This window comes from Klebsiella sp. CN_Kp091, assembly GCF_040065095.1.
Taxonomy (GTDB): domain Bacteria; phylum Pseudomonadota; class Gammaproteobacteria; order Enterobacterales; family Enterobacteriaceae; genus Klebsiella; species Klebsiella aerogenes.
In genome coordinates this window covers 109,463-128,843 of the sequence record NZ_JBEAIO010000041.1, presented here as the reverse complement: position 1 = coordinate 128,843, position 19,381 = coordinate 109,463, and the positions used below count along the sequence as shown (strand labels likewise).

Below are 19,381 nucleotides of genomic sequence, written 5' to 3'. Positions count from 1 at the left end.
CGGATCCCTCTTGCCTCTCAGGAACAAAACAACCCCGTTTTTCGCAGTTACCCCAAAAGGTTCTCTTACGCGTCCTGATGCCTATCAGGAGCAATACAACCCTGTAGCTTGCAGATAGTCGGCCTGGTTCTCATATTCGTACTCATGCCTGGCAGCAACAATGCAACCTCTTTGTACGCAGATAGCAAACTTTGATCTCTACGGTTTTCGGCTGATTTGCAGGTCAAAAACAACTATGTTGTCGCAGTCATGAACATAGATACTCAGCAGATTCCTCATACCCGGCAGGTTCAAACTTCCCCACTGTTCGCACAAACCCATCAGGTTCTCTTACGCGTCCTGATGTCTTTCATGTAATAAACAACCCCGTTGTTCGCAGGTAGCCCACCAGGTTCTCTTACGCGTCATGATGCCTCTCAGGAACAAAGCAACCCGTTGTTCGCAGCCATCCAACTGGGCTCTCATTGGCTTCCTGATGCCTCTCAGGAACAAAACAACCCCATTGTTCGCAGCTATCTAACTAGTCTCTCATTGGCTTCCTGATGCCTCTGAGGAATAAAAACAACCCCATTGTTCGCAGGTAGCCCACTAGGTTCTCTTACGCTTCCTGATGCCTATCAGGAGAAATACAACCACGTAACTTGTAGATATTCAGCCTTGTTCTCATACTCATCTTGATACCTGTCAGCAACAATGCAGCCCATTTGTACACAGATAGTTAACTTGGATCTCTGTGGCTTTCTGATAATTCGTGGGTCAAAAACAGCTATGTTGTCGAAGTCACAAACAGGGGAACTCAGCAGATTCCTCATATCCGGCAGGTTCAAACTTCACCACTGTTCGCACAAACCTATCAGGATCTCTTACGCGTCCTGATGTCTCTGATGTGTAAAACTACCTCGTTGTTCGCAGCTATCCAACTGTGCTCTCATTGGCTTCCTGATGCCTCTCAGGAATAAAACAACCCCGTTGTTCGCGGCTATCCACTGGGATCTCAATGTCTTCCTGATGCCTCTCAGGAATAAAACAACCCCATTGTTCGCAGCTATCCAACTGGGCTCTCATTGGTTTCCTGATGCCTCTCAGGTACAAAACAACCCCGTTGTTCGCAGCCACATTCCGGTAGACCCATCCACTTACTGAAGTACCAAAGGCAAAGACAACCTCGATGTTTGCAGCAAGAATTCCTGCTGCTGATGTTCATAGCTATCGGTGTAAACAGTGGATATAAGAGAAGGGGAGGGGAGGGGAGGGGAGGCGGATTTCATCGTCTTAGTTAATGCAAGGGTAACACGAATATTGAAAAGTAAGCTGTAGATATAGGCCGATAGCGATAGAATTCACCAAATCGATTTTTTTTCACTTTGAATCATTTTTTTATTGTATATCAATATGTTGCAGTTTTTATGCTACATAGAGTAAACAAATGACTTGTGCGCGAAATCTCGATTTGAGCGCTTAATGTGGTAAAAGTGCATTGCAATGCACTTTTACCTTGTAATGTGCTCAATCCTCATTAATAATGTAAAAACTAACCTAAGGAGAGACTATGAGCATATTAAATGATATTCGTGCGATCGGCATGAAAATGAAAAACGAACAAGCAAGTCTTAAGGAGATTATCCTTGAGTCGAGCCAAGTTGACGTTTCAGATGAGCAAGTCGATGGATTAGACCGTCTTATCTATAATCACTGTTTAAATAAAAAAACTCTCTCTGATTTTTTTGGTAAATCAAGAAATACATTTAGTAGAATTCTTTCCGAACTGCATGAAAAAAATGTAATTGGTGAACCTATTTTCCAAAACAAGAGTCACCTGTATACCCGTTGGGATGTGCAAAAAATAATGGATGCAATGGGCACACCTCAATACCGTGACATGTATTTGCCGCGAGTCATCGTGACTGAAAACCATAAAGGTGGAACCGGTAAAAGTACAACAACTGCAACACTCGCTACCTCAGCTGCTTTGGATCTTTATCTAAATGCCAAAATATGTGTCATTGACCTAGACCCACAAGGTTCATTAGGAAATAACCTGATCCATTCCACTAGCGAAGATAGTGTATATCTAACTATTACTGACGTTTTGCTTAGCGAAATTGAAGATAACGATTTCACTCAATATATAAAGCAGGGATACACGGAAGCTGAGATTATTGGAACGATGGCATTTTCTACGCATCTTCCCAACATGGATGTAATAACAGCGTTCCCGACTGATGACCGATTTACTGATAAATATTGGAGTCTGGATAAAGAAACAAGACACAAGCTGCTTACTCGTTTTCGCGATGTTGTTATACCTGTATTAAAAGAAAAATATGATCTTATATTTATTGACACTCCACCACAAGACTCTCCAATCATTTGGTCAACAAATGAAGCTGCTGATGCAATACTTGTTCCGATTACACCACGAGAATATGATTTTGCATCAACTACAAACTATATGATTACTATTTCTGACCGACTTGAACAATTGCCTTCTAAGGGTGAGAACATTAAATGGCTAAATGTACTAGCTGTGAATGTTGATGATAGAAGCCAACATGAAATTCGTACTTTAAATAAACTGGTAAGAACAGTACGTGATAGATTCATGACTACCAACATTAAACACTCAGAAGCTTTTGTAGCAGCTGCCGAAAAAGGTCGAACAGTACTCGATATCAAAAAATCAGAAGAGCTCTGTTCTTCAAAGCAGTATGATATAGCTGAAATGTCAGTTCAGTCGGTATATCAACAACTTATCAATGAGATTAAAAGTTTCTCAGTTAGGGAGGGCAGTGAATAATGAGCGAAGTTGAACGCGGTACAAGCAAAGACAAATACTTAACCGGAAACGGTAAACGTACAGTTGTCGATCAAAAAAGCGGGCTTCCGCCTCTAAGAACTCCCCCTACGCAAAAGCGACTCTTTACTCTGGCGAATGGGCGCAAAGTTGAAGCTCGCTACGTAGTAGTCCCAGGATCAGAAGTATCTGATAAAACGCTCGTTCATGAGCTAAACCCTCGAAATCAAGAGGCAGTTGATGATCTTTCTACAAGAGATATACTTCCCCTAATTAAAGAAAGTGGGGTAACGACTGAAGCTATTGCTGTATGTCGGGATGGTAAATATTACCTGGTTGAAGGTAGTCGCCGTCGATACTGCTGCATCAAATGTTCTGCAGACCTGCCTTTATGGACATTCGATGAAGAAATTAGCCGTGAAGATGCCGCTTGTATTGTAAATGCAGCACAAACAGCAAAGCGATTCTCATATCGTGAAATGGGTATGAAATACCTTGAAATCATGGAGAATAAAAAGTTCAAAACCAATGATGAACTTGCTTCCTATCTTAACATTGGCATTGAATCGATAAGAAAAAGAATTCAGGCCGCTAAAGTAGACAAAGAACTTATTAAAATTTTTCCCGATTGTGAAGGGATACCTAATACTTACTATAGTAAATTGGCTAAAATTGAAAAAACCGCCAAAAATAATAGTATCCCTCTTACGGAACTAACATCCGAAGTTGGGGCAGAAGACAATAAAATAAACAACATTAATGATATTGAGGAAGTTCAGAAGTCTATATTAACAGGTTTGCTTTCAGTACTTAGTATTCTTTGTAATGATGCACAAAAACCTTCTAAATGGACAGTGTCAGATATTGCAGAATTTGAAGATAAGGATACTTACGCTAGGATTAAGAAAAGTACTGACGGTCAAAAGGTGAGTTTTGAGTTTAAGCGTATAAATCAATCAACAATAAATGAGATAGAACGTTTAATTAAAGTCAGTATTAACAAAGCAAAATAGAATTAATATGTATAGTCATGGCTCTTTCCCTTTTAAACAGGGGTCATGACTTTCTCATTTGGTCTCACCAAATACAACCCCATTGTTCGCAGTTAGGCCTAAGAAATCCCGCTCGCTTACTGTTGCCTGGCAAGAATAAGACAACCCCGTTGTTCGCAGTTTGGCTTCGGGAGTCTCGGTCGTCTCCTGTAGCCCTGCAGGATGAAGACAACCCCATTGTTCCCAGTCAGCCTCGGGATTCACAGTCGCTTACTGATGCCCTGCAGGTTGTAAAACAACCCCGTTGTTCGCAGTCAGGGACAGGGGGGTTAGCTGTTTCCCGATGCCCCGCGTCCCCAAAAAACCCCCTTAAACTCGTTCTGAACACCAGTAAAGGCGGGTTCTTTCTTTTACACCTAGTGAATTGTTTTTCACTATAAATTTGGGTGTTATTTGGGAATTTTTTATATTCATGCTGATAAGATTAGGAATGGTAGCTGGTTTGGATTATATGGGCTTTCGTTTGCAATTAACTGAACAGGAAGGATATGGAAGACTTATATTTGCTGTTTGCTAAAGACAGAAATGGCATGTTATACGATACCCACCATGCACGGTTAACCTCTGACATTATCTTTTATTGCACACAATGCGGAAGTCGCATTTACTACCAAAATGAAATTGAAACTGATAACTTCAAACAGAGACATTTTTTTAAGCACGTTATGGCGGATGAAAAAGATATAAGCATATGCGAAGTTAACTATCTCAATGAAGCGATTAAAGATATAGCCCATAGCATCCTATGCAGTGAATCTAGCATTTTTGTTAGTCCAATTTTTACTAAGGGCGTAATTCAAGCTCCAGATAAGATATTCGCCCCTCATAATGTCATTATCTCACATGATGATCTCATAGGTTCCCAAAGCGTGGATTTCAAATGGACAAGTTCTAAGGGGAAATGTATGGGGTTAGTTTTCGTTGACCACAATGAGGTAATTGAAAACAAAATGTATGACGTCAACGATTCCAAGGCATTCATTGCGGAAATAAACTTGGCAATACTTAAAAGTCACCTACGTTCCATGATCAAATCAAATCATGGGGTAGATGCTGGTTTAATCAAAGCAATAAAAAAATTATTATTCAATAAAAACACACATAGCCGGTGGATTAGTTGGGACGGGAAAAAATCAAATTTAAGAATATCTCCAGCATACTTTACTACCTTCAACAACTACAGATATGACAGTTATAAAAGCGTAGTTTCTTTGGAATGCTTGTTTCATAATGAAAATGATTATATTAACAATAATACAAAGTCAACTTTGAGGCTAACAGGAAGAAAAATTGATTTTCAGGTTAAAGAAATAATTTATCAGTTCAGCCTAGAACGAGGAAGTTGCTCAGATACGTTTTATGTCGTCATCTATGAGAAAGAATGCGTTTTACTTGATTATGTACTCAATTCAGTTCCAGTTAATGACGATACATACAACCATATTAAAAAGTTGTGCATAAAACTCATTCGTATATATGAATCTGCCATGCGTGGTTTAAGCCTGACTTGAAAGGGCTGCGCCCAGCCTACTCACGAATAACCCTGGCAATTTCCGGCCAAAAGTAACGTTTATCCCTTTCACGGGGGAGGGGGGTTCAAAAAAATGAACGGATCTGATCATGTCGAAATACGACACTGATCATTTCTGGAAACCTCCCAGCAAAGCTGGTATCCATCGTCCTGATGTGGCGATGAACGATGATAGAAAGTTACTTTCTGTTATGTGGTGATGATTTGGGGCAAACGACCCTAATCAGGTATTAACCTAATCAGGGCTCATCTGTCGGACAGATTAAAAATTCCATTTGTTCCGTTACTACTGGATTTGTGGGAATTCGATAATAAAATTGCTTTCCCCGGTAGAGCCATCTTCTGCTGTAAAAATTGGGACAGTTGAGTTTTCACCGTTCCCAAGGTCTATCTGAATTTCTTTTGTCTCACCGGGTTGAATAACGTTTCCAAGAATATTGATCGCATAATCTGCGTCTTTCCTGAGCGTGATATTGGCCGTTTGTACGCCTTGCGCCAGTGAGCCATCGTTACGGCGCAGCTGACCGGTACGCATAACGGCCAACGGTGTGTTATCACTGGTTTTGAGTGCCTTCACTACGCCCAATGTTTTCAGCTTCTCAAGGGTAACCAGGTTTTTTGGGTAGTAAGCGAACTGAATGCTTTTTTGTGTCGTGTTGCCTTTCGCGTCGGTAGCAAACGCGGTCAGTGTATATTTGTCCGTATCTGAATCCAGGCTAGGGAAGAGACGAGGGTAATCAGGGGTATAACTACCGTCCTTATTCTGGTTAAAACCTAAGATAACGCTGTCCGATGCCGGTCCGCCTTTAAGCTCAAGCCGAACAAGGCTCGGTGCGGTTAACGCATCATTTAGCGTTATGCTGATGTTCTCAAGCCCGTAAACGATGGCTCCCGGGGAGAGGCTCGTATTTTCATAGTTAAAATTAACCACCGGAGGCGTCTTGTCGTTAATCAGGTCAATGAATGGCGACGATGTTTCATTGTTAAAGGTGTCCTTTGCCTGGAAGCCCAGATTATATTTCCCTTCGGCAAGTTTGCTCAGATCAAAACTATATGTGTAATCCTCTCCAGCAAGGGAAGTCTGGGTTCCTGTCAGCAATTGACCGCCGGTTTCGGAATCCACCAGAACTGCTGATTTGAGTTGTAACAGATCTCGGAACTTACCGCGCTCAGGTTGCGTTACAAATAACAGTACGGTTTTGTTTTCTTCCTGGTAACTATATCCAGTTATTCTGGGTAGCAGATCAGTGTTCCAGTGGTGTCTTTTTTCTATACTGACTGATGAAAATGTTTTATCCATATCTGTCAATCTGAATGAGTAGGTCGTAATACCATTACCTGATTTTGGAATAGACCAGGATACCGCACCGATGCACTCTGTCTCACCAGCCGGTACCTGACAAATCTCTGTATTTCCACTCATCGCCCTCTGATCATAATTTCGTGGAGACGCGGTTATCCTTACGGAGCTGAATTTAACGGGCAAATCTTTGGTATTCCAAAGATAGCTTCCTGAATTCATTTCTCCTTGCTTATCCGATCTTAACCATGCTCCTGGTGCTGCCGGGCTGACTGGAGCCTCACTGCCTAAATTGATATCATATGAGAGTGAGCCGCCACCCCATTGATATCCGTTGTGGATGGTGTACGTGACTTTATAGGCGGTCTTAGCTGATACATAGCTGTAGCCATTCGCTTCGGAAATAATCGTTCCGAATTTTAAACCAGCCTTATTGTATTCCCTGCGGTTATTCGATGGCACCCGGTACACCAGTGTCAAAGGGTTCTGGTTTACGGTCATTCCCGGCTTATATGCTATGTAACCTTCACTAAAGCCTGGAACCACGCTCGTTTTCGAAGTTGGGTCATAAACAGCAAACAAGGTGTATTCGCCAAGGTCAGAGTCAAAAATGAACTTCTGGTCTGGCAAAACTTTACGGTTTCCCGCTTTATCATAGAGCGTCACACGGAAGCGATATTCCACATCAGCGTTTGATACAGGCATCCATGATGACCGACTCATATTCCCTTTTGTCCACGGTACAGAAAGGGATGCTGACCCACTGTCATACACCATATCGGTAATGGAATAGACCGTGTCATCAGGTTTAATCACCTGAATTGTCGCTTTATCAAAACCAGTTGCAGCTTTGACATTATTAACATTCAAGTAAAGCTTTGCTTCAGCCCCCTGACCCAGTTCCCAACGTTCGCCGGTTAACACCATATCGTATCCGGGATTTTGGTCTATGCTCAGGTTATCTGATGAAGGGCCTACAGTATCGATAATAAAATTGTGAGAGGTACTGTCGACAACCGTGTTTTGAGTATTCAGGATATCAGAGGTTATGACATAACTACCGTCACTCAGCGGGGGAAGTATCAGTGTTTTTCCGTAAAACTCTTCACCTGTAGAAGCCTTGATACGGTCATTGACCGTCACGCTATCCGTAGTGAAACTATATACACCAACATTGTCTTTCTTTACCGTTACCTGAATTTTTCTGTCTAGGCCGGATATGAGCTTTACTTGAATTTTTTCGTTGGTATTAAGAACACCAGAATCCGCGCTGATTGACTTATCCGTTCCGTAGATATCTTTGATCTCATATTCATAGACACGAGCATATGAAGGGAGTGAAAGGGTAGTCAGTATTAGCGTAGTCAGTAAATTAATTTTAATTTTCATATCAAATTAGTCCAGAGAATTACAGAAGGTTATGCCTTGGCGAAAGTTACTTTCTTTTCTGATTGCATGGTTTTAACAAAGCCATATGGCAAGGAACACCACCAGCCCCCTGTTGCAGAGGCGGTGGCCGTCGATAGTTAGTTAAGTTGTGGGAACTCGATGATGAAGTTACTTTGTCCTGTAGTACCGTTAACTGCCGGAAAAATCGGTACTGTAGAATTTGCGCCAGTTCCGAGGTCTAGCTGTATTTCTTTGGTTTCCCCTGGTTGGATCACCGTCCCCAGAATGTTGATGGCATATTCAGCATCGCTTCTGACCGTGATATTGGCCGTCTGTATACCTTGGGCCAGAGAGCCATCGTTACGGCGCAGCTGACCGGTACGCATAACGGCCAGCGGTGTGTTATCACTAGATTTGAGCGCTTTTACCACGCCTAGCGTTTTCAGCTTTTCAAGCGTCACGAGATTTTTCGGGTAGTAGGCGAACTGAATGCTTTTCTGGGACGTATTCCCTTTAGCATCTGTGGCATATGCAGTGAGAGTGTATTTATCCGTCGATGCATCCAGAGTTGGGAACAACCTTGGGTAATCAGGAGTATAGCTCCCGTCAGCATTCAGGTTAAAGCCGAGGACCACGCTATCAGATGCCGGTCCCCCTTTGAGTTCCAGGCGGTCAAGAACTGGCTTAGTCAGCGCATCGTTAAGGTTAACGGCGATATTTTCCAGTCCGTAGACTGTGGTACCGGAAGGGAGCGGGGCATTTTCGTAGTTAAAGCTGATTTCAGGAGGCGTCATATCATGCACGAGCGTGATGAATGGAGATGTTGCCTCATTTTCGAAAGTGTCTTTTGCAAGGAAGCCTAAATTGTATCTTCCTTCCGCCAGCTTACTCAGATCAAACGTATAGGTGTAATCTTCACCCGCTAGGGCCGTGCGTGTGCCTGTGAGTACAACTGTATTTGTACCTTTGTCCAGAATACTTGCAGATTTAAGAAGAAGCTGGTCTCCAAATTTCCCATTACCCGGCTGAGTAACAAACAAAAGTACGGTTTTCTTATCCTCTTGGTAGTCATAACCGGTTATTCTTGGAAGTAAATCTGTATTCCAGTGGTTTCGCCTCTCTGTATTTCCGGAAGTCAGGCTCATATCTAGATTAGTGGTCCTGAAGTTGTAGGTAACTGTCCCATTGCCACTTTTTGGTATACTCCAGCCTACAGTTCCGGTGCATTCAGTCTCACCTACGGGAATATTACAAACCTTCGAGCTAACTGAATTGGATGTGGCTATGACTTGTTGAATATAACTACGAGCTGTAGAACGTGCAGTTGCAGTAAGGAATTTGACGGGTAAGTCAGAGGTTTTCCATAAATAATGGAAAGCATTTACCGTGCCTGCCTTATCGGAGGTCAGCCAGACATTAGGAGTTGATGGGCTTGGCGATGCATCGGGCCCCAATTTAATATTGTACGTGACGTATGCTCCCCCCCAGCGGTACCCGTTGTGGATGACGACCTGAGTTTGATAGGGGGTTGTTACTGAAACATAGCTATATCCATTTGCCTCAGAGATAATCTGACCGAACTTCAAACCAGACTTACGATATTCTCTCCGGTTTGTTGAAGGTATACGATAAACAATCGTGATAGGGTTCTGGTTCACGGTCATACCAGCTTTGTATTCAACATACCCTTTGCTAAAACCGGGAACGACACTTGATGTTGCTTCGGGGTCATATACGGCGAATAAGGTATATTCCCCTAAGTCAGAGTCAAAAAGGAATCGCTGATCAGGTAGAACTGTGCGGGAGCCAGCTCTATCATAGAGAGTCACACGAAAGCGGTATTCCACATCGGCATTCGAAACAGGCATCCAGGATGATTTAACCGCTCCTCCTTGGGTCCATGCAACAGATAGCGACGATGAGCCACTGTCGTAAACCATATCGGATATGGAGTGAACAGTATTGTCGGGATTGATAACTTGAATAGTCGCTTTATCAAAACCGGCAGCGGCTTTTACGTTTTTCACGTTCAGGTAAAGTTTTGCGTCAGCACCTTGTCCAAGTTCCCACAAATCGCCTGTCAGCACCATGTCATAACCGGGGCGTTGATCAATTCTCAGGTTATCTGCCGATGGTCCAGCTGTATCAATAAGGAAGGACTGTTCAGTCGAGTCAACGGTAGTGCCTTGAGTGTTAAGAATTTCGGATGTGATTGTGTACAGGCCATCACTCAACGGAGGGAGAGTCAATTTTTTCCCATAGAACTCCTCGCCACTTGATGATTTAATACGGTCTTCTACATTGATGCTTTCAGTGGTCGAACTGTAGACAGCTTCTCCATTTTTCTTCACCGTTACCCGAATTTTTCTGTCGAGACCTGAAATCAAACTTATTTGAATTTTATCGTTTGTGTTCAGTTTGCCAAACTCAGCACTGACAGATTTATTTATACCGTATATATCTTTTATAGTGTATTCATAGACCCTCGAATACGATGAGAAAGAAAGGGTCATGAGAATAAAAGTTGTCAGCATTTTTATCTTGGTTTTCATATCAAATCTTTCCGGGCAAACTTGAAAAAATAGTGTGTTAGAAAGTAACTTTTCGCTTTTTACAATCTATATGCTTGTATCGGTCCACCAGCTAGGTGACTGTATCCGAAAGTTTTTACTTGATTTGCGGGAACTCGACAATGAAGTTGCTTTGCCCCGTTGAGTCATTCGCGGCCGGGAAGATCGGGATTGCAGAATTTTCGCCAACCCCAAGATCAATCTGAATCTCCCTGGTATCACCGGGCTGGATAATTGTGTCCAGAATATTTATTGCATAGTCAGCATCTGCCCTTAAAGTCACATTGGCGGTCTGTACGCCCTGAGCAAGCGAACCATCATCTTTACGTAACTGTGAGGTACGCATTACAGCCAGAGGAGTGTTATCGCTTGTTTTTAGAGCTTTGCCAACACCCAATGTTTTCAATTTTTCTAGAGTGACAAGGTTATTAGGGTAATAAGCAAACCTTACAGATTTAAATGTAGTATTTCCGTATGAATCAGAAGCATAAACCTCAAGTGTGTATTTGTCTGAACTTTCGTCTAACGAAGGAAATATCCGTGGGTATAATAGTGTATAAGTGCCATCACCATTATTTGTAAAACCCAGTTCAACTTCATCAGAAGTGGGGCCTCCTCTGAGGACGATTTTGGTAACTGATGAACTGCTGAGGAGGTCCGCCACACTAATTTTTATGTGCTCAAGTCCATAGACCGTACTATCGTTTATTAGTGGAGAACCTTCGAGTTTAAATTCAATTTCCGGAGGCGTTTTGTCGATTATAAGGTCTCGGAAAGGTAATGTAGTAATATTTTCTGCAGTATCTTGAGCAGTAAATCCTAGGTCATAGCGACCTTCATCAAGCGAATTTAGGTCAAAACTAAACGTGTAATCATCGCCGGACATAGCGATCTGCTTTCCAGAAAGAATGATGTTGCCGTTATTACGATTAACAAGTGAAGTCTTAGCTAACTTCAGAAATTCTCTCCAGGAGCCATTACCTGGCTGCGTTACAAAAAGGTTGACGATTTTGTCTTCTTCTGAATAATTATACCCTGTGATCACAGGAAGCCAGTCAGTATTCCACATAGATCTCAGTTCAAGATAGTTTGAACGAAACGAAGAGGATGTGGAACGAACAAAAAACTGGTGAGTTAAAGCACCGTGGCCTGGATTTATTTTATAATTGAATGGACCAGTACAGGAAGATTCTCCAACTGGGATCTGACAAACTATTTTTGAGTCAGTGTTATTATACAGGTATTGCACATATGGTCTGGGCTCAACATTGATCGTCATACTTGTATATTCACCAGGAATGAATCTGGCAGGCCACAGCATATTAACTGCTGATGCGCCGTTCGCACTAAGAATTCCATAAGTACTGAAATCCCATGATGCGGTATTAATTTTAGGAGTGAGAGGAGCTTTGTCACTCAAGACCACATTATATGAACTGTTTCCACCTCCCCATTGATAGGCATTGTGAATGGTAAAGGCTGTTCCAACTGGCGTTGTTACTTTTATATATGAATAACCATCGAATTCCGTTAACAATGAACCGAACTGTAGACCAGCTTTATTGTTGGGACGATAATTAGATGAGGGTAATTTGTAGATAAACGTTACAGGGTTAGTATTTACAGCTAAGCCCGGTTTGTAAGATATATAACCCGACGAAAACCCCGGAACAACACTTTGAGGGTAATCCGGATCATACACTGCGAACAAACTATGTTCACCCGGCGTAGAGTCAAAGATGAACTTTTGCTCGGCAAGTTCGCTGGAGTTTCCAGCTTTATCATATAAAGTTACATGGAATCTATAAATGGTATCCGCATCTGACAATGGCATCCAGTCACTTTTTTGCGAGTATCCTTTTGTAATCGGGGCTGAAAGAGAAGAAGATTGTTCTTCATATGTCATTTTGTAGGACGAAAATACGGTTCCATCAGGATTAATAACCTGAATAATTCCATAATCGAGCCCTGATAAATCTTTAATATTTTGTACGGAAACATAAATTGTTCGTTCTTGTCCACGACCTAATTCCCATAATTCACCAGTATTTACCATTCCATATCCGGGTATCCACGGAACAGAGAGTTTATCAGACATAGGACCTGAAGTGTCGACCAAAAAGGAATGAGAGGTGGTCGATACGACCTTTCCTTTAACATCTAAAATTTCAGAAATTACAGTGTATTTTCCGTCACTTAGTGGTGGTATCGTAACTTTTAGCCCATAAAAACTTGTACCGTTTGCGGATGTTACGCGGTTGTCTACAGTGATCTCTGGAGTGAGTGTGCTGTAGACAGAAATATCCTGGCTATTTAGAATTTTAATTTGGATTTTCTGATCAAGACCAGCGATAAGAACAAGATCTAATTTCCCTTCAGGGTTTAGAGCTGTATCATTCGTAGTACTTAAGATGGATTTTTGTGAACCATTAATATCCTTGAAAGCATATTCATAGACCCTAGCATGACCTGACATGGCAAATCCTGCAAGGAGTAGGGTTGACATAAATTTTGCTTTTTTTACCATTTCAATTTATTCCAAAAAAGAGCGTTCTAAGCCTGCCAGCGGGATAAAAGTTACTTTTCCCATATGGCCCACAGAGCTATCCTTACCTTAAAAAGTCACTTTTCCCATATGGTCCACAGAGCTATCCTTACCTTAAAAAGTCACTTTTCCCATATGGTTCACAGAGCTATCCTTCTCTTCAAAAGTTACTTTTCTCCAAAACGACTCTGGTTCGTTGGCTTACAGAGGTGTATCAGTAGCGCTATCTATGGTGACGGCCATAGGTCTGGAACCACTGGTATCATCCACATCAACGGTAATATCTTTCCAACGCCAAGGGTCGGCCACCCAGTCAATAAGCTCTTTTATGGACAGTTTGTGCTTGACCACGATTCTTTTAATGACGCCATTGTCAAACCAGTTAATCCGGTTCACATGCTGTTTGATGTAGTACACATCCCATGAGCCGTGGCCCAGAAATTCCTTAACCCACTGCAGTTTTTGTTCTCGCCAGTCAGAGGGCAGTACGTCAGCACGAAAAAGACTATCTGTTATCTGATAGATATCTGAAAACCCGACCTCGCTATCCGGGATCATTTCCAAGTACAGGTTTCCGGCAACCGGATGTTTCGCACTAATAACCACGGTTTTTGAGCTCATCAAAGGTTCCCTTTTCCGTATGAATAGGCCTGATGCCAATAATCCAGTTATATCAAAATCAGGATCGAAAATTTCTGAATAACAGGACGAAAAAAAGCCATGGCAAAAAAAAATACGACAGAAAAATAGGGTCTTCCAGGAGCGATTCAAATTGCTATTGTCAGAAGACTAATACATACGGAGAAGTCAAAATGACACCTGCATTCAGGTTTGGTAATGAGAAAAATGTATACACAGCAAGAAGAAAGCGGCTTCGCAGAAGGGGAAGGCTGATTCACAGCCCTAATGACAGTTTCATTACTAACAGAATTCTTGATCAGCTAATTGATGAGGTTATGTATCAAGAGGCATTCAGAGAAAAATCCATCTTTGAACGTTAAAAAAAATCGCTCAACTGCAAGAATGAGTTTCGTGGCGGGAAAATCTCAAAATTCTCTATGTTAGATTATGACCTGTTTTATTAGGCCAGAACTAAACCAGTGCCCTGTCTGGTAAAAGGGAATGGCGGTAGCTTCTGAAAAATCAGCTTAACTTCCAGGTTATTCAAGCGGGATGTATATGCATGCAACTCATCTGAAGAAAAAGTTTAATATTCTGGCGGTCGTCTATTTCACAATCATTGCTTGTGGTCAGATTGTTCTGTTCCCTCATTCGCAGCCCATTTTTCTGGTCATCGTGACTATGGCTATTGCGGTTCGCTTATTTACCCTGCGGCCACAATATAAAAATTTACGGTTTCTGGTTTTGTCCATCATCTCACACCACCTTGTTTTTACCATTCTTTCGTTCATCCAGCTCTATATCAATGCCGGGTATAGCAGGGCCAGTTTCATTGAGTATCAGATGGTTTACGCGCCTTTGCTCATCGGGATGGGATATGTGTATTTCAACGTCTGGAGAGCGCGTACCTGACGTCCACCGGACCTCTTTGATTAAAGGAGCCTGAATGCTTAGTTATACCCCCAAAATCACACCGCTGACCTTTTCTCCTGAAGAAATTATTTGCCTACAGAACGGGCACAAAACCCAGTTCCGCCGGGCATTGAAAGGTCGCGATGCTTTTTCAGAAAGTATCACCACCAGAGTGACTTCGGGACCTGCAATACCAGTACTAAAATGCCCTTATGGTCAGCCCGGCGACCGGATTTGGATCAGAGAAACAGCAAGGGCCGAGTGGCAGCAAGTACAGGAGTTCCCGTTAAGGGTTCAGACCGGAGTACGGTACCGAGTTGATAACGAGTACCGGGAACTGACCAGCGATTCATCGTGCCGATTGTTCCCTACAAAACGTCTGACATCACAAGGCGTGCCTGCGTGGGCAACGCCGGTAAGTATGCCTCGATGGGCTAGCCGGTATTTGCTCGAAGTCTGTGATACGCGCCTTGAGAAACTCTGCGATATCTCTGAAACCGATGCATATGCGGAGGGGGTACTCACTGAAGTGTGGGACCAGGTTGTCGTTGCCCGAAATTACGGTATACCCGATGCATTCTTTCAGTACTGGTCTGACGATATCGATCACTACGTCGAAATGAATGAACTGTACCGTAACTCTTTCCAGAGCCTGTGGGATAAGATTTATGAAGCTGGAAGCTGGGCTTCTAACCCGGTCGTTTGGGTTGTCACGTTTAAATTACTGGATATCGACAGGGGGAGGAATGAATAACACGCCAGCTCTATACGAGGCTGTTGATGCAAAGATTCTGGAAAAGGTGGGTAAACATCCAAAAGCATTCGTGGATATATATTTTCCGGAAATATACACGCTTTGCGTGGAATTTCTTAATGACAATAAAAAAGAGCCTGCTCGTATACTCGACAGGCGACTACAGGCTCTACGAAAGAAAGGTTTGATCCATCACGTTACCGGGAAAGGTTGGGTTAAAATGATTCCCCAGGAAGGAAAGGAAGGAAATTCAGGGGTGTAGAGACTCCAGCTGATAAAATGAAATATCAGGGCTGTTCTTTTCATATGGAGTAAGCTGTCATGTTTTACCCATTTTTTGGAGCACTGAGCTTCATTCTGACGTTATGTTTTTTAAGTATCAGCGGTATGATTATTCACATCCATAAAACTGATTCTGTTCAATACAGCGTTCAGCGTTACCGATTTCTTTTACTCTGCAAGGCAGCTGGTGCAGTGAATTTTTATATTACCATTTACTGCATCGCTGGAACCGAGGGACAGCTTTAGCGCTGTTCCACATCTGGTCAAATCTTGTGGCTCTGGACCGAAAAGCAACTTTTCAACATGGCTATCAATCCAGACAATCAGAATATGACATTCTTCTTATTAAATGATGTCGCCGGGGGCGATTATGAATATCTATATGGACGGTAAAAATGTAGACTGGCTTTTATACCTTGCTATGGGTTTTGTCGTTTTTGGCATTGTATTTTTATTGTCCCATAAAATCACTTCAATGCTAAAAATAAAATCAACGGCTAATGGTGGGCTTATCATATCAGGAATTACATTAATCCTGGCTGGTTTTGTCATGTTCATTGTTGTTAACCGTAGTTCAATATCATTGGATGATATTAAGATGGGAGAGCGCTGGCTTAATGAGTGCCAGCTACTTGAAACTAACATTAACAATGGTCTTTTTGACGAACCGACAAACAAGGTTAATTGCAACGGAGTGATTGAAAACATTCCAAAATACAGTTACGACTATTACACAACCGAATGGTTATTGTACCAACAACGCAATGAAAATCTGAAACATGCAGGACTAACATCAAAACTCAGTCCATAGCTGATTTCATGAAAGTAACTTTCTTATCACCTATTTTAAACGACCCAAGAGGCTGTTTGTGAATAAATTATTAATATTCATGGCGTTATCACTTTCCCTGTGTCTGTCTGGCTGTGATTTAGGAACATCAAAGTCCTCATGGGCTACCGCTAAAGTGGTTAAAACAGAGATGGTGTATGGAAATGTACTATACAGGATTGTTTTCTATACCCTTCCGGATTTTGATGAAGGAAATAGGATTTTTCAGGCGAACCTTTCTCCTCTTGAGGCAGTGAAAGCAGAACATGGGCAAATGAATATCAGGCTGAGAACATATTCAGATGGCAAAATAAAAGTGTATGAAAACATTAGAACTTTCAAAGAATAGTAATGACAGAGGCAGTTATATGAGAACGAAAATCATCAGCAACTCATTTAGTCATTCAGCGCATTATATATACACATCATTTATTATAATATTAAGTTTGCTTGTCGCATACTTTCTTGCAAAAGAACTTTCAAAAACAGATGAGCCCGCAACGAAACAAGAGTTAATTGATATCATTGAAGCTACCCCATGCGCTTTAGAACCTATCTCCAGAGTCATAGAGCAAAATCCGATAAGTATCGTCAGAGCAAATTCTATTGCCATCCAATGTCAGGGAAATAAATTAAGAAGCGAAGATCTAAATGAGCAAAGAAAAGCATTAAATGAGCAAAAACAAGCGTTAAAGTACTTTACAAAAGATGAGTGGTAATAATATTTACAAACATTTCTTTATTTTAAATTCACATTTAAATAGATGCTTTATAAGCAGGCATAACATGGAAATTAAACAGAACTTCTTGGTAGTAATAGCTTTAATTCATTAAGTTCCATTTATCAAATTTCGGAAAGTTACTTTCTGGGGGAGCTATGTCTGAAAAGATAATCAAAAGGGGAGGAGAGCTCATAGAGTTGCCCTCTCACAATAACAATGCCGGAAAAGCCGATATGCAGGCCAAGACAGAAAAACCCAAAACGAAAATCACCAAAGCACAAAGAGCAGAACTCAGATTAAAATTTGCGTGCCGGTGTGCCTATTGCGGCTGTGAGTTGAAGGAAAAGGGATGGCATGCCGATCATGTAGAGCCAGTTCGTAGAGATTTCGATATAGTTCGCGCACCCCAGGGGAGTAGGGTGACTCACGTTGCACGAAGCAATGGACGAGTATTTCATCCTGATCGCCATGATTTAGATAATCTTTTCCCTGCATGTTCAGCATGCAACCTTTTTAAAGCGACATATTCGATCGAGGGATTCAGGAAACAGATTGCCCACCAGCCGGAGCGGGCTCAGGCATACTCAGTCAATTTCCGCACAGCCCAACGATTTGGGCTGATAACGGTTATTGAGAAACCTGTGGTTTTCTGGTTTGAGGCGTACGATGCCTCAAAAGAACTTGAACCCCAGCTTTCATATTTTTTGGCACACCGGGAGGCTTATCAGGGTTGAGGTTTGCTGTCTTTTCTTGGGCTGCTGTCGGCTTCTTTAATCCGTTCCTCAGCTTGTTTCCCGGTATAAATACATATCGGACTGTTGAAAATATTAAATGCAATCTCGCTTTTGTATGCCGGATGCTTTGTCGCAACGGTATCGCCTTTCTGGCACTTTCCTTCCAGACTTTCTACCAGACGGTCATATCAGTGCCCAGACATGCTTTACCAGTTGGGGTGATAGCTTCGTCTTTACTGCCTTAAAGAAGTCCTGTGGCGCAGACCAGCATAACCAGCAATTTTTTTTGCATTGTTCCTATTCCCTGTTATATATGATTTTTCAAGTCTAGGCATTATCGGACATTATGCATCTACCAGTAATCGTATCGCGTCTGTCCGGCTTTATGCCTCAACATGGTTAAAACGGATAAACGCATGCCATCTCAGATACCACTTTAGATTTTCCGTTCATTTTTATGAGGATATTATTACCTTCTTTAAGAAGATATTTCTAACAAATGAAGATGTCATGATTTTTTTCCTGAAGATATTAAAAATCTTGAGCAGCTCGTTGCATTTCATCTGTGATTAAATCATACGTAACACTAATATCTGCGCCGCAAGCTTGTTCCAGCTTCATTCTAATAAGCTTCCCAATATGTTCGTCAGTCATCGAGGATTCGATCCTTACGGTTCCTCTACCAGCCCTTAGTTTAGCTCGGTTTTCTTCTACCTCATGAATATCGTAAGTTTTCATGGTCTTCTCTCTGTTGTCTGAAACAATTTTATAGCAATGTATCAGTCGTCGCCAGACATCTCAACTTAAACCATGGGGATATGTCTCATTTCTCAGATATATTTTGCTGGACACAAATCCGATTTTCTTTTACTAGCTTAATACCACTTGGTGATAACGGAGCATTAATTGAGAGTTTGCTTTCAATAATGGTTTTGTTAAACAGTACTTAAACACCTGTCAACGCTTCTCAATAGTGTCTACAATGAGACTTATGTAAGCAGATCTCGACTCCTCACTGTCGGACAGCCTTGCGTAGGCTTTTTTTATTGCACCTTCAGAGAGAGGATGTTTCATGTTTAGGAATAACATAATCACCAGTACATCGATAATGCGGGCTGAGGAAAAATACTCATATATATAGTCGAACGGCGTTTGTTTAAAGTCAACTCCAGTTGCTCCGATATCAATCAGGGCTGAGATTATCTCCCTTTCGTCACCATTTCTGACGGTACGCTTTAACAGGCTTAGTTTACGTTTCTGTGCTTCCTCCCTGTCTCGTTGAGACTGCAGATACTCGGCAAGGCTTTTAAACATAACGACTTATCCTGTTTATTCTCATCACACCG

The 19,381-nt window shown here is 41.9% G+C and carries 16 protein-coding genes; 10 read left to right on the top strand and 6 right to left on the bottom strand.

Going from position 1 to position 19,381, the window contains the following annotated elements; translation table 11 throughout:
* Positions 1-1,549: 1,549 nt before the first annotated feature.
* The 3 genes from ABLV17_RS16510 (at position 1,550) to ABLV17_RS16500 (ending at position 5,357) form a co-directional block, all read left to right on the top strand.
* A complete protein-coding gene (locus ABLV17_RS16510) occupies positions 1,550-2,797 on the top strand; it encodes a ParA family protein (protein ID WP_348854453.1) in 1,248 nt (415 codons plus the stop codon).
* Complete coding sequence (locus ABLV17_RS16505; protein WP_348854452.1) at positions 2,797-3,807, top strand: ParB family protein; 1,011 nt, start codon at positions 2,797-2,799, stop codon at positions 3,805-3,807. The genes ABLV17_RS16510 and ABLV17_RS16505 overlap by 1 nt, the downstream gene beginning before the upstream one ends.
* 527 nt (positions 3,808-4,334) lie before the next feature.
* Entirely contained in the window at positions 4,335-5,357 is a 1,023-nt protein-coding gene (locus tag ABLV17_RS16500; RefSeq protein WP_348854451.1) for a hypothetical protein, read from the top strand.
* A gap of 306 nt (positions 5,358-5,663) precedes the next feature.
* Here ABLV17_RS16500 and ABLV17_RS16495 read toward each other — a convergent pair whose 3' ends face one another.
* The 4 genes from ABLV17_RS16495 to ABLV17_RS16480 form a co-directional block, all read right to left on the bottom strand.
* Positions 5,664-8,066 carry an Ig-like domain-containing protein gene (locus tag ABLV17_RS16495; protein WP_348854450.1) on the bottom strand — a complete coding sequence of 801 codons (2,403 nt, stop codon included), beginning with the start codon at positions 8,064-8,066 and terminating at the stop codon, positions 5,664-5,666.
* Between the two features lie 137 nt (positions 8,067-8,203).
* Entirely contained in the window at positions 8,204-10,618 is a 2,415-nt protein-coding gene (locus ABLV17_RS16490) for an Ig-like domain-containing protein (RefSeq protein ID WP_348854449.1), read from the bottom strand.
* A gap of 115 nt (positions 10,619-10,733) precedes the next feature.
* Positions 10,734-13,163 carry an Ig-like domain-containing protein gene (locus ABLV17_RS16485; RefSeq protein ID WP_348854447.1) on the bottom strand — a complete coding sequence of 810 codons (2,430 nt, stop codon included), beginning with the start codon at positions 13,161-13,163 and terminating at the stop codon, positions 10,734-10,736.
* Between the two features lie 219 nt (positions 13,164-13,382).
* Positions 13,383-13,802: a hypothetical protein gene (locus tag ABLV17_RS16480; protein WP_348854446.1), complete on the bottom strand. Its 420-nt coding sequence runs from the start codon at positions 13,800-13,802 to the stop codon at positions 13,383-13,385.
* 558 nt (positions 13,803-14,360) lie between these two features.
* Here ABLV17_RS16480 and ABLV17_RS16475 point away from each other — a divergent pair.
* The 7 genes from ABLV17_RS16475 to ABLV17_RS16445 all read left to right on the top strand — a co-directional run bounded on the left by ABLV17_RS16475 (position 14,361) and on the right by ABLV17_RS16445 (position 18,035).
* The gene (locus tag ABLV17_RS16475; RefSeq protein WP_348854445.1) at positions 14,361-14,714 is read left to right on the top strand and encodes a hypothetical protein; all 354 of its coding nucleotides are present in this window, start codon (positions 14,361-14,363) and stop codon (positions 14,712-14,714) included.
* Positions 14,715-14,748: 34 nt separating this feature from the next.
* The gene (locus ABLV17_RS16470) at positions 14,749-15,468 is read left to right on the top strand and encodes a hypothetical protein (RefSeq protein ID WP_348854444.1); all 720 of its coding nucleotides are present in this window, start codon (positions 14,749-14,751) and stop codon (positions 15,466-15,468) included.
* The gene (locus ABLV17_RS16465; RefSeq protein ID WP_348854443.1) at positions 15,461-15,730 is read left to right on the top strand and encodes a hypothetical protein; all 270 of its coding nucleotides are present in this window, start codon (positions 15,461-15,463) and stop codon (positions 15,728-15,730) included. Before ABLV17_RS16470 ends, ABLV17_RS16465 begins: the two co-directional genes overlap by 8 nt.
* 390 nt (positions 15,731-16,120) lie before the next feature.
* The gene (locus ABLV17_RS16460) at positions 16,121-16,561 is read left to right on the top strand and encodes a hypothetical protein (protein WP_348854442.1); all 441 of its coding nucleotides are present in this window, start codon (positions 16,121-16,123) and stop codon (positions 16,559-16,561) included.
* A 58-nt stretch (positions 16,562-16,619) separates the two neighbouring features.
* Complete coding sequence (locus tag ABLV17_RS16455) at positions 16,620-16,928, top strand: hypothetical protein (protein ID WP_155765189.1); 309 nt, start codon at positions 16,620-16,622, stop codon at positions 16,926-16,928.
* Positions 16,900-17,298 carry a hypothetical protein gene (locus ABLV17_RS16450; RefSeq protein ID WP_348854441.1) on the top strand — a complete coding sequence of 133 codons (399 nt, stop codon included), beginning with the start codon at positions 16,900-16,902 and terminating at the stop codon, positions 17,296-17,298. The genes ABLV17_RS16455 and ABLV17_RS16450 overlap by 29 nt, the downstream gene beginning before the upstream one ends.
* A 158-nt stretch (positions 17,299-17,456) precedes the next feature.
* A complete protein-coding gene (locus ABLV17_RS16445; protein ID WP_069476725.1) occupies positions 17,457-18,035 on the top strand; it encodes an HNH endonuclease signature motif containing protein in 579 nt (192 codons plus the stop codon).
* A gap of 531 nt (positions 18,036-18,566) precedes the next feature.
* Here the strand turns inward: ABLV17_RS16445 and ABLV17_RS16440 are convergent.
* Together ABLV17_RS16440 and ABLV17_RS16435 are read right to left on the bottom strand one after the other, a co-directional pair.
* Positions 18,567-18,773, bottom strand: a complete 207-nt coding sequence (locus ABLV17_RS16440; RefSeq protein ID WP_069476724.1) for a hypothetical protein — start codon at positions 18,771-18,773, stop codon at positions 18,567-18,569.
* A 219-nt stretch (positions 18,774-18,992) separates the two neighbouring features.
* Positions 18,993-19,349, bottom strand: a complete 357-nt coding sequence (locus ABLV17_RS16435; RefSeq protein WP_069476723.1) for a hypothetical protein — start codon at positions 19,347-19,349, stop codon at positions 18,993-18,995.
* Positions 19,350-19,381 lie beyond the last annotated feature (32 nt).

Excerpts from the sequence above, each read along its gene's own strand:
- ABLV17_RS16510 (WP_348854453.1), top strand. The coding sequence starts at position 1,550 with ATGAGCATATTAAATGATATTCGTGCGATCGGCATGAAAATGAAAAAC.
- ABLV17_RS16505 (WP_348854452.1), top strand. The coding sequence starts at position 2,797 with ATGAGCGAAGTTGAACGCGGTACAAGCAAAGACAAATACTTAACCGGA.
- ABLV17_RS16500 (WP_348854451.1), top strand. The coding sequence starts at position 4,335 with ATGGAAGACTTATATTTGCTGTTTGCTAAAGACAGAAATGGCATGTTA.
- ABLV17_RS16495 (WP_348854450.1), bottom strand. The coding sequence starts at position 8,066 with ATGAAAATTAAAATTAATTTACTGACTACGCTAATACTGACTACCCTT.
- ABLV17_RS16490 (WP_348854449.1), bottom strand. The coding sequence starts at position 10,618 with ATGAAAACCAAGATAAAAATGCTGACAACTTTTATTCTCATGACCCTT.
- ABLV17_RS16485 (WP_348854447.1), bottom strand. The coding sequence starts at position 13,163 with ATGGTAAAAAAAGCAAAATTTATGTCAACCCTACTCCTTGCAGGATTT.
- ABLV17_RS16480 (WP_348854446.1), bottom strand. The coding sequence starts at position 13,802 with ATGAGCTCAAAAACCGTGGTTATTAGTGCGAAACATCCGGTTGCCGGA.
- ABLV17_RS16475 (WP_348854445.1), top strand. The coding sequence starts at position 14,361 with ATGCATGCAACTCATCTGAAGAAAAAGTTTAATATTCTGGCGGTCGTC.
- ABLV17_RS16470 (WP_348854444.1), top strand. The coding sequence starts at position 14,749 with ATGCTTAGTTATACCCCCAAAATCACACCGCTGACCTTTTCTCCTGAA.
- ABLV17_RS16465 (WP_348854443.1), top strand. The coding sequence starts at position 15,461 with ATGAATAACACGCCAGCTCTATACGAGGCTGTTGATGCAAAGATTCTG.
- ABLV17_RS16460 (WP_348854442.1), top strand. The coding sequence starts at position 16,121 with ATGAATATCTATATGGACGGTAAAAATGTAGACTGGCTTTTATACCTT.
- ABLV17_RS16450 (WP_348854441.1), top strand. The coding sequence starts at position 16,900 with ATGAAAACATTAGAACTTTCAAAGAATAGTAATGACAGAGGCAGTTAT.
- ABLV17_RS16445 (WP_069476725.1), top strand. The coding sequence starts at position 17,457 with ATGTCTGAAAAGATAATCAAAAGGGGAGGAGAGCTCATAGAGTTGCCC.
- ABLV17_RS16440 (WP_069476724.1), bottom strand. The coding sequence starts at position 18,773 with ATGAAAACTTACGATATTCATGAGGTAGAAGAAAACCGAGCTAAACTA.
- ABLV17_RS16435 (WP_069476723.1), bottom strand. The coding sequence starts at position 19,349 with ATGTTTAAAAGCCTTGCCGAGTATCTGCAGTCTCAACGAGACAGGGAG.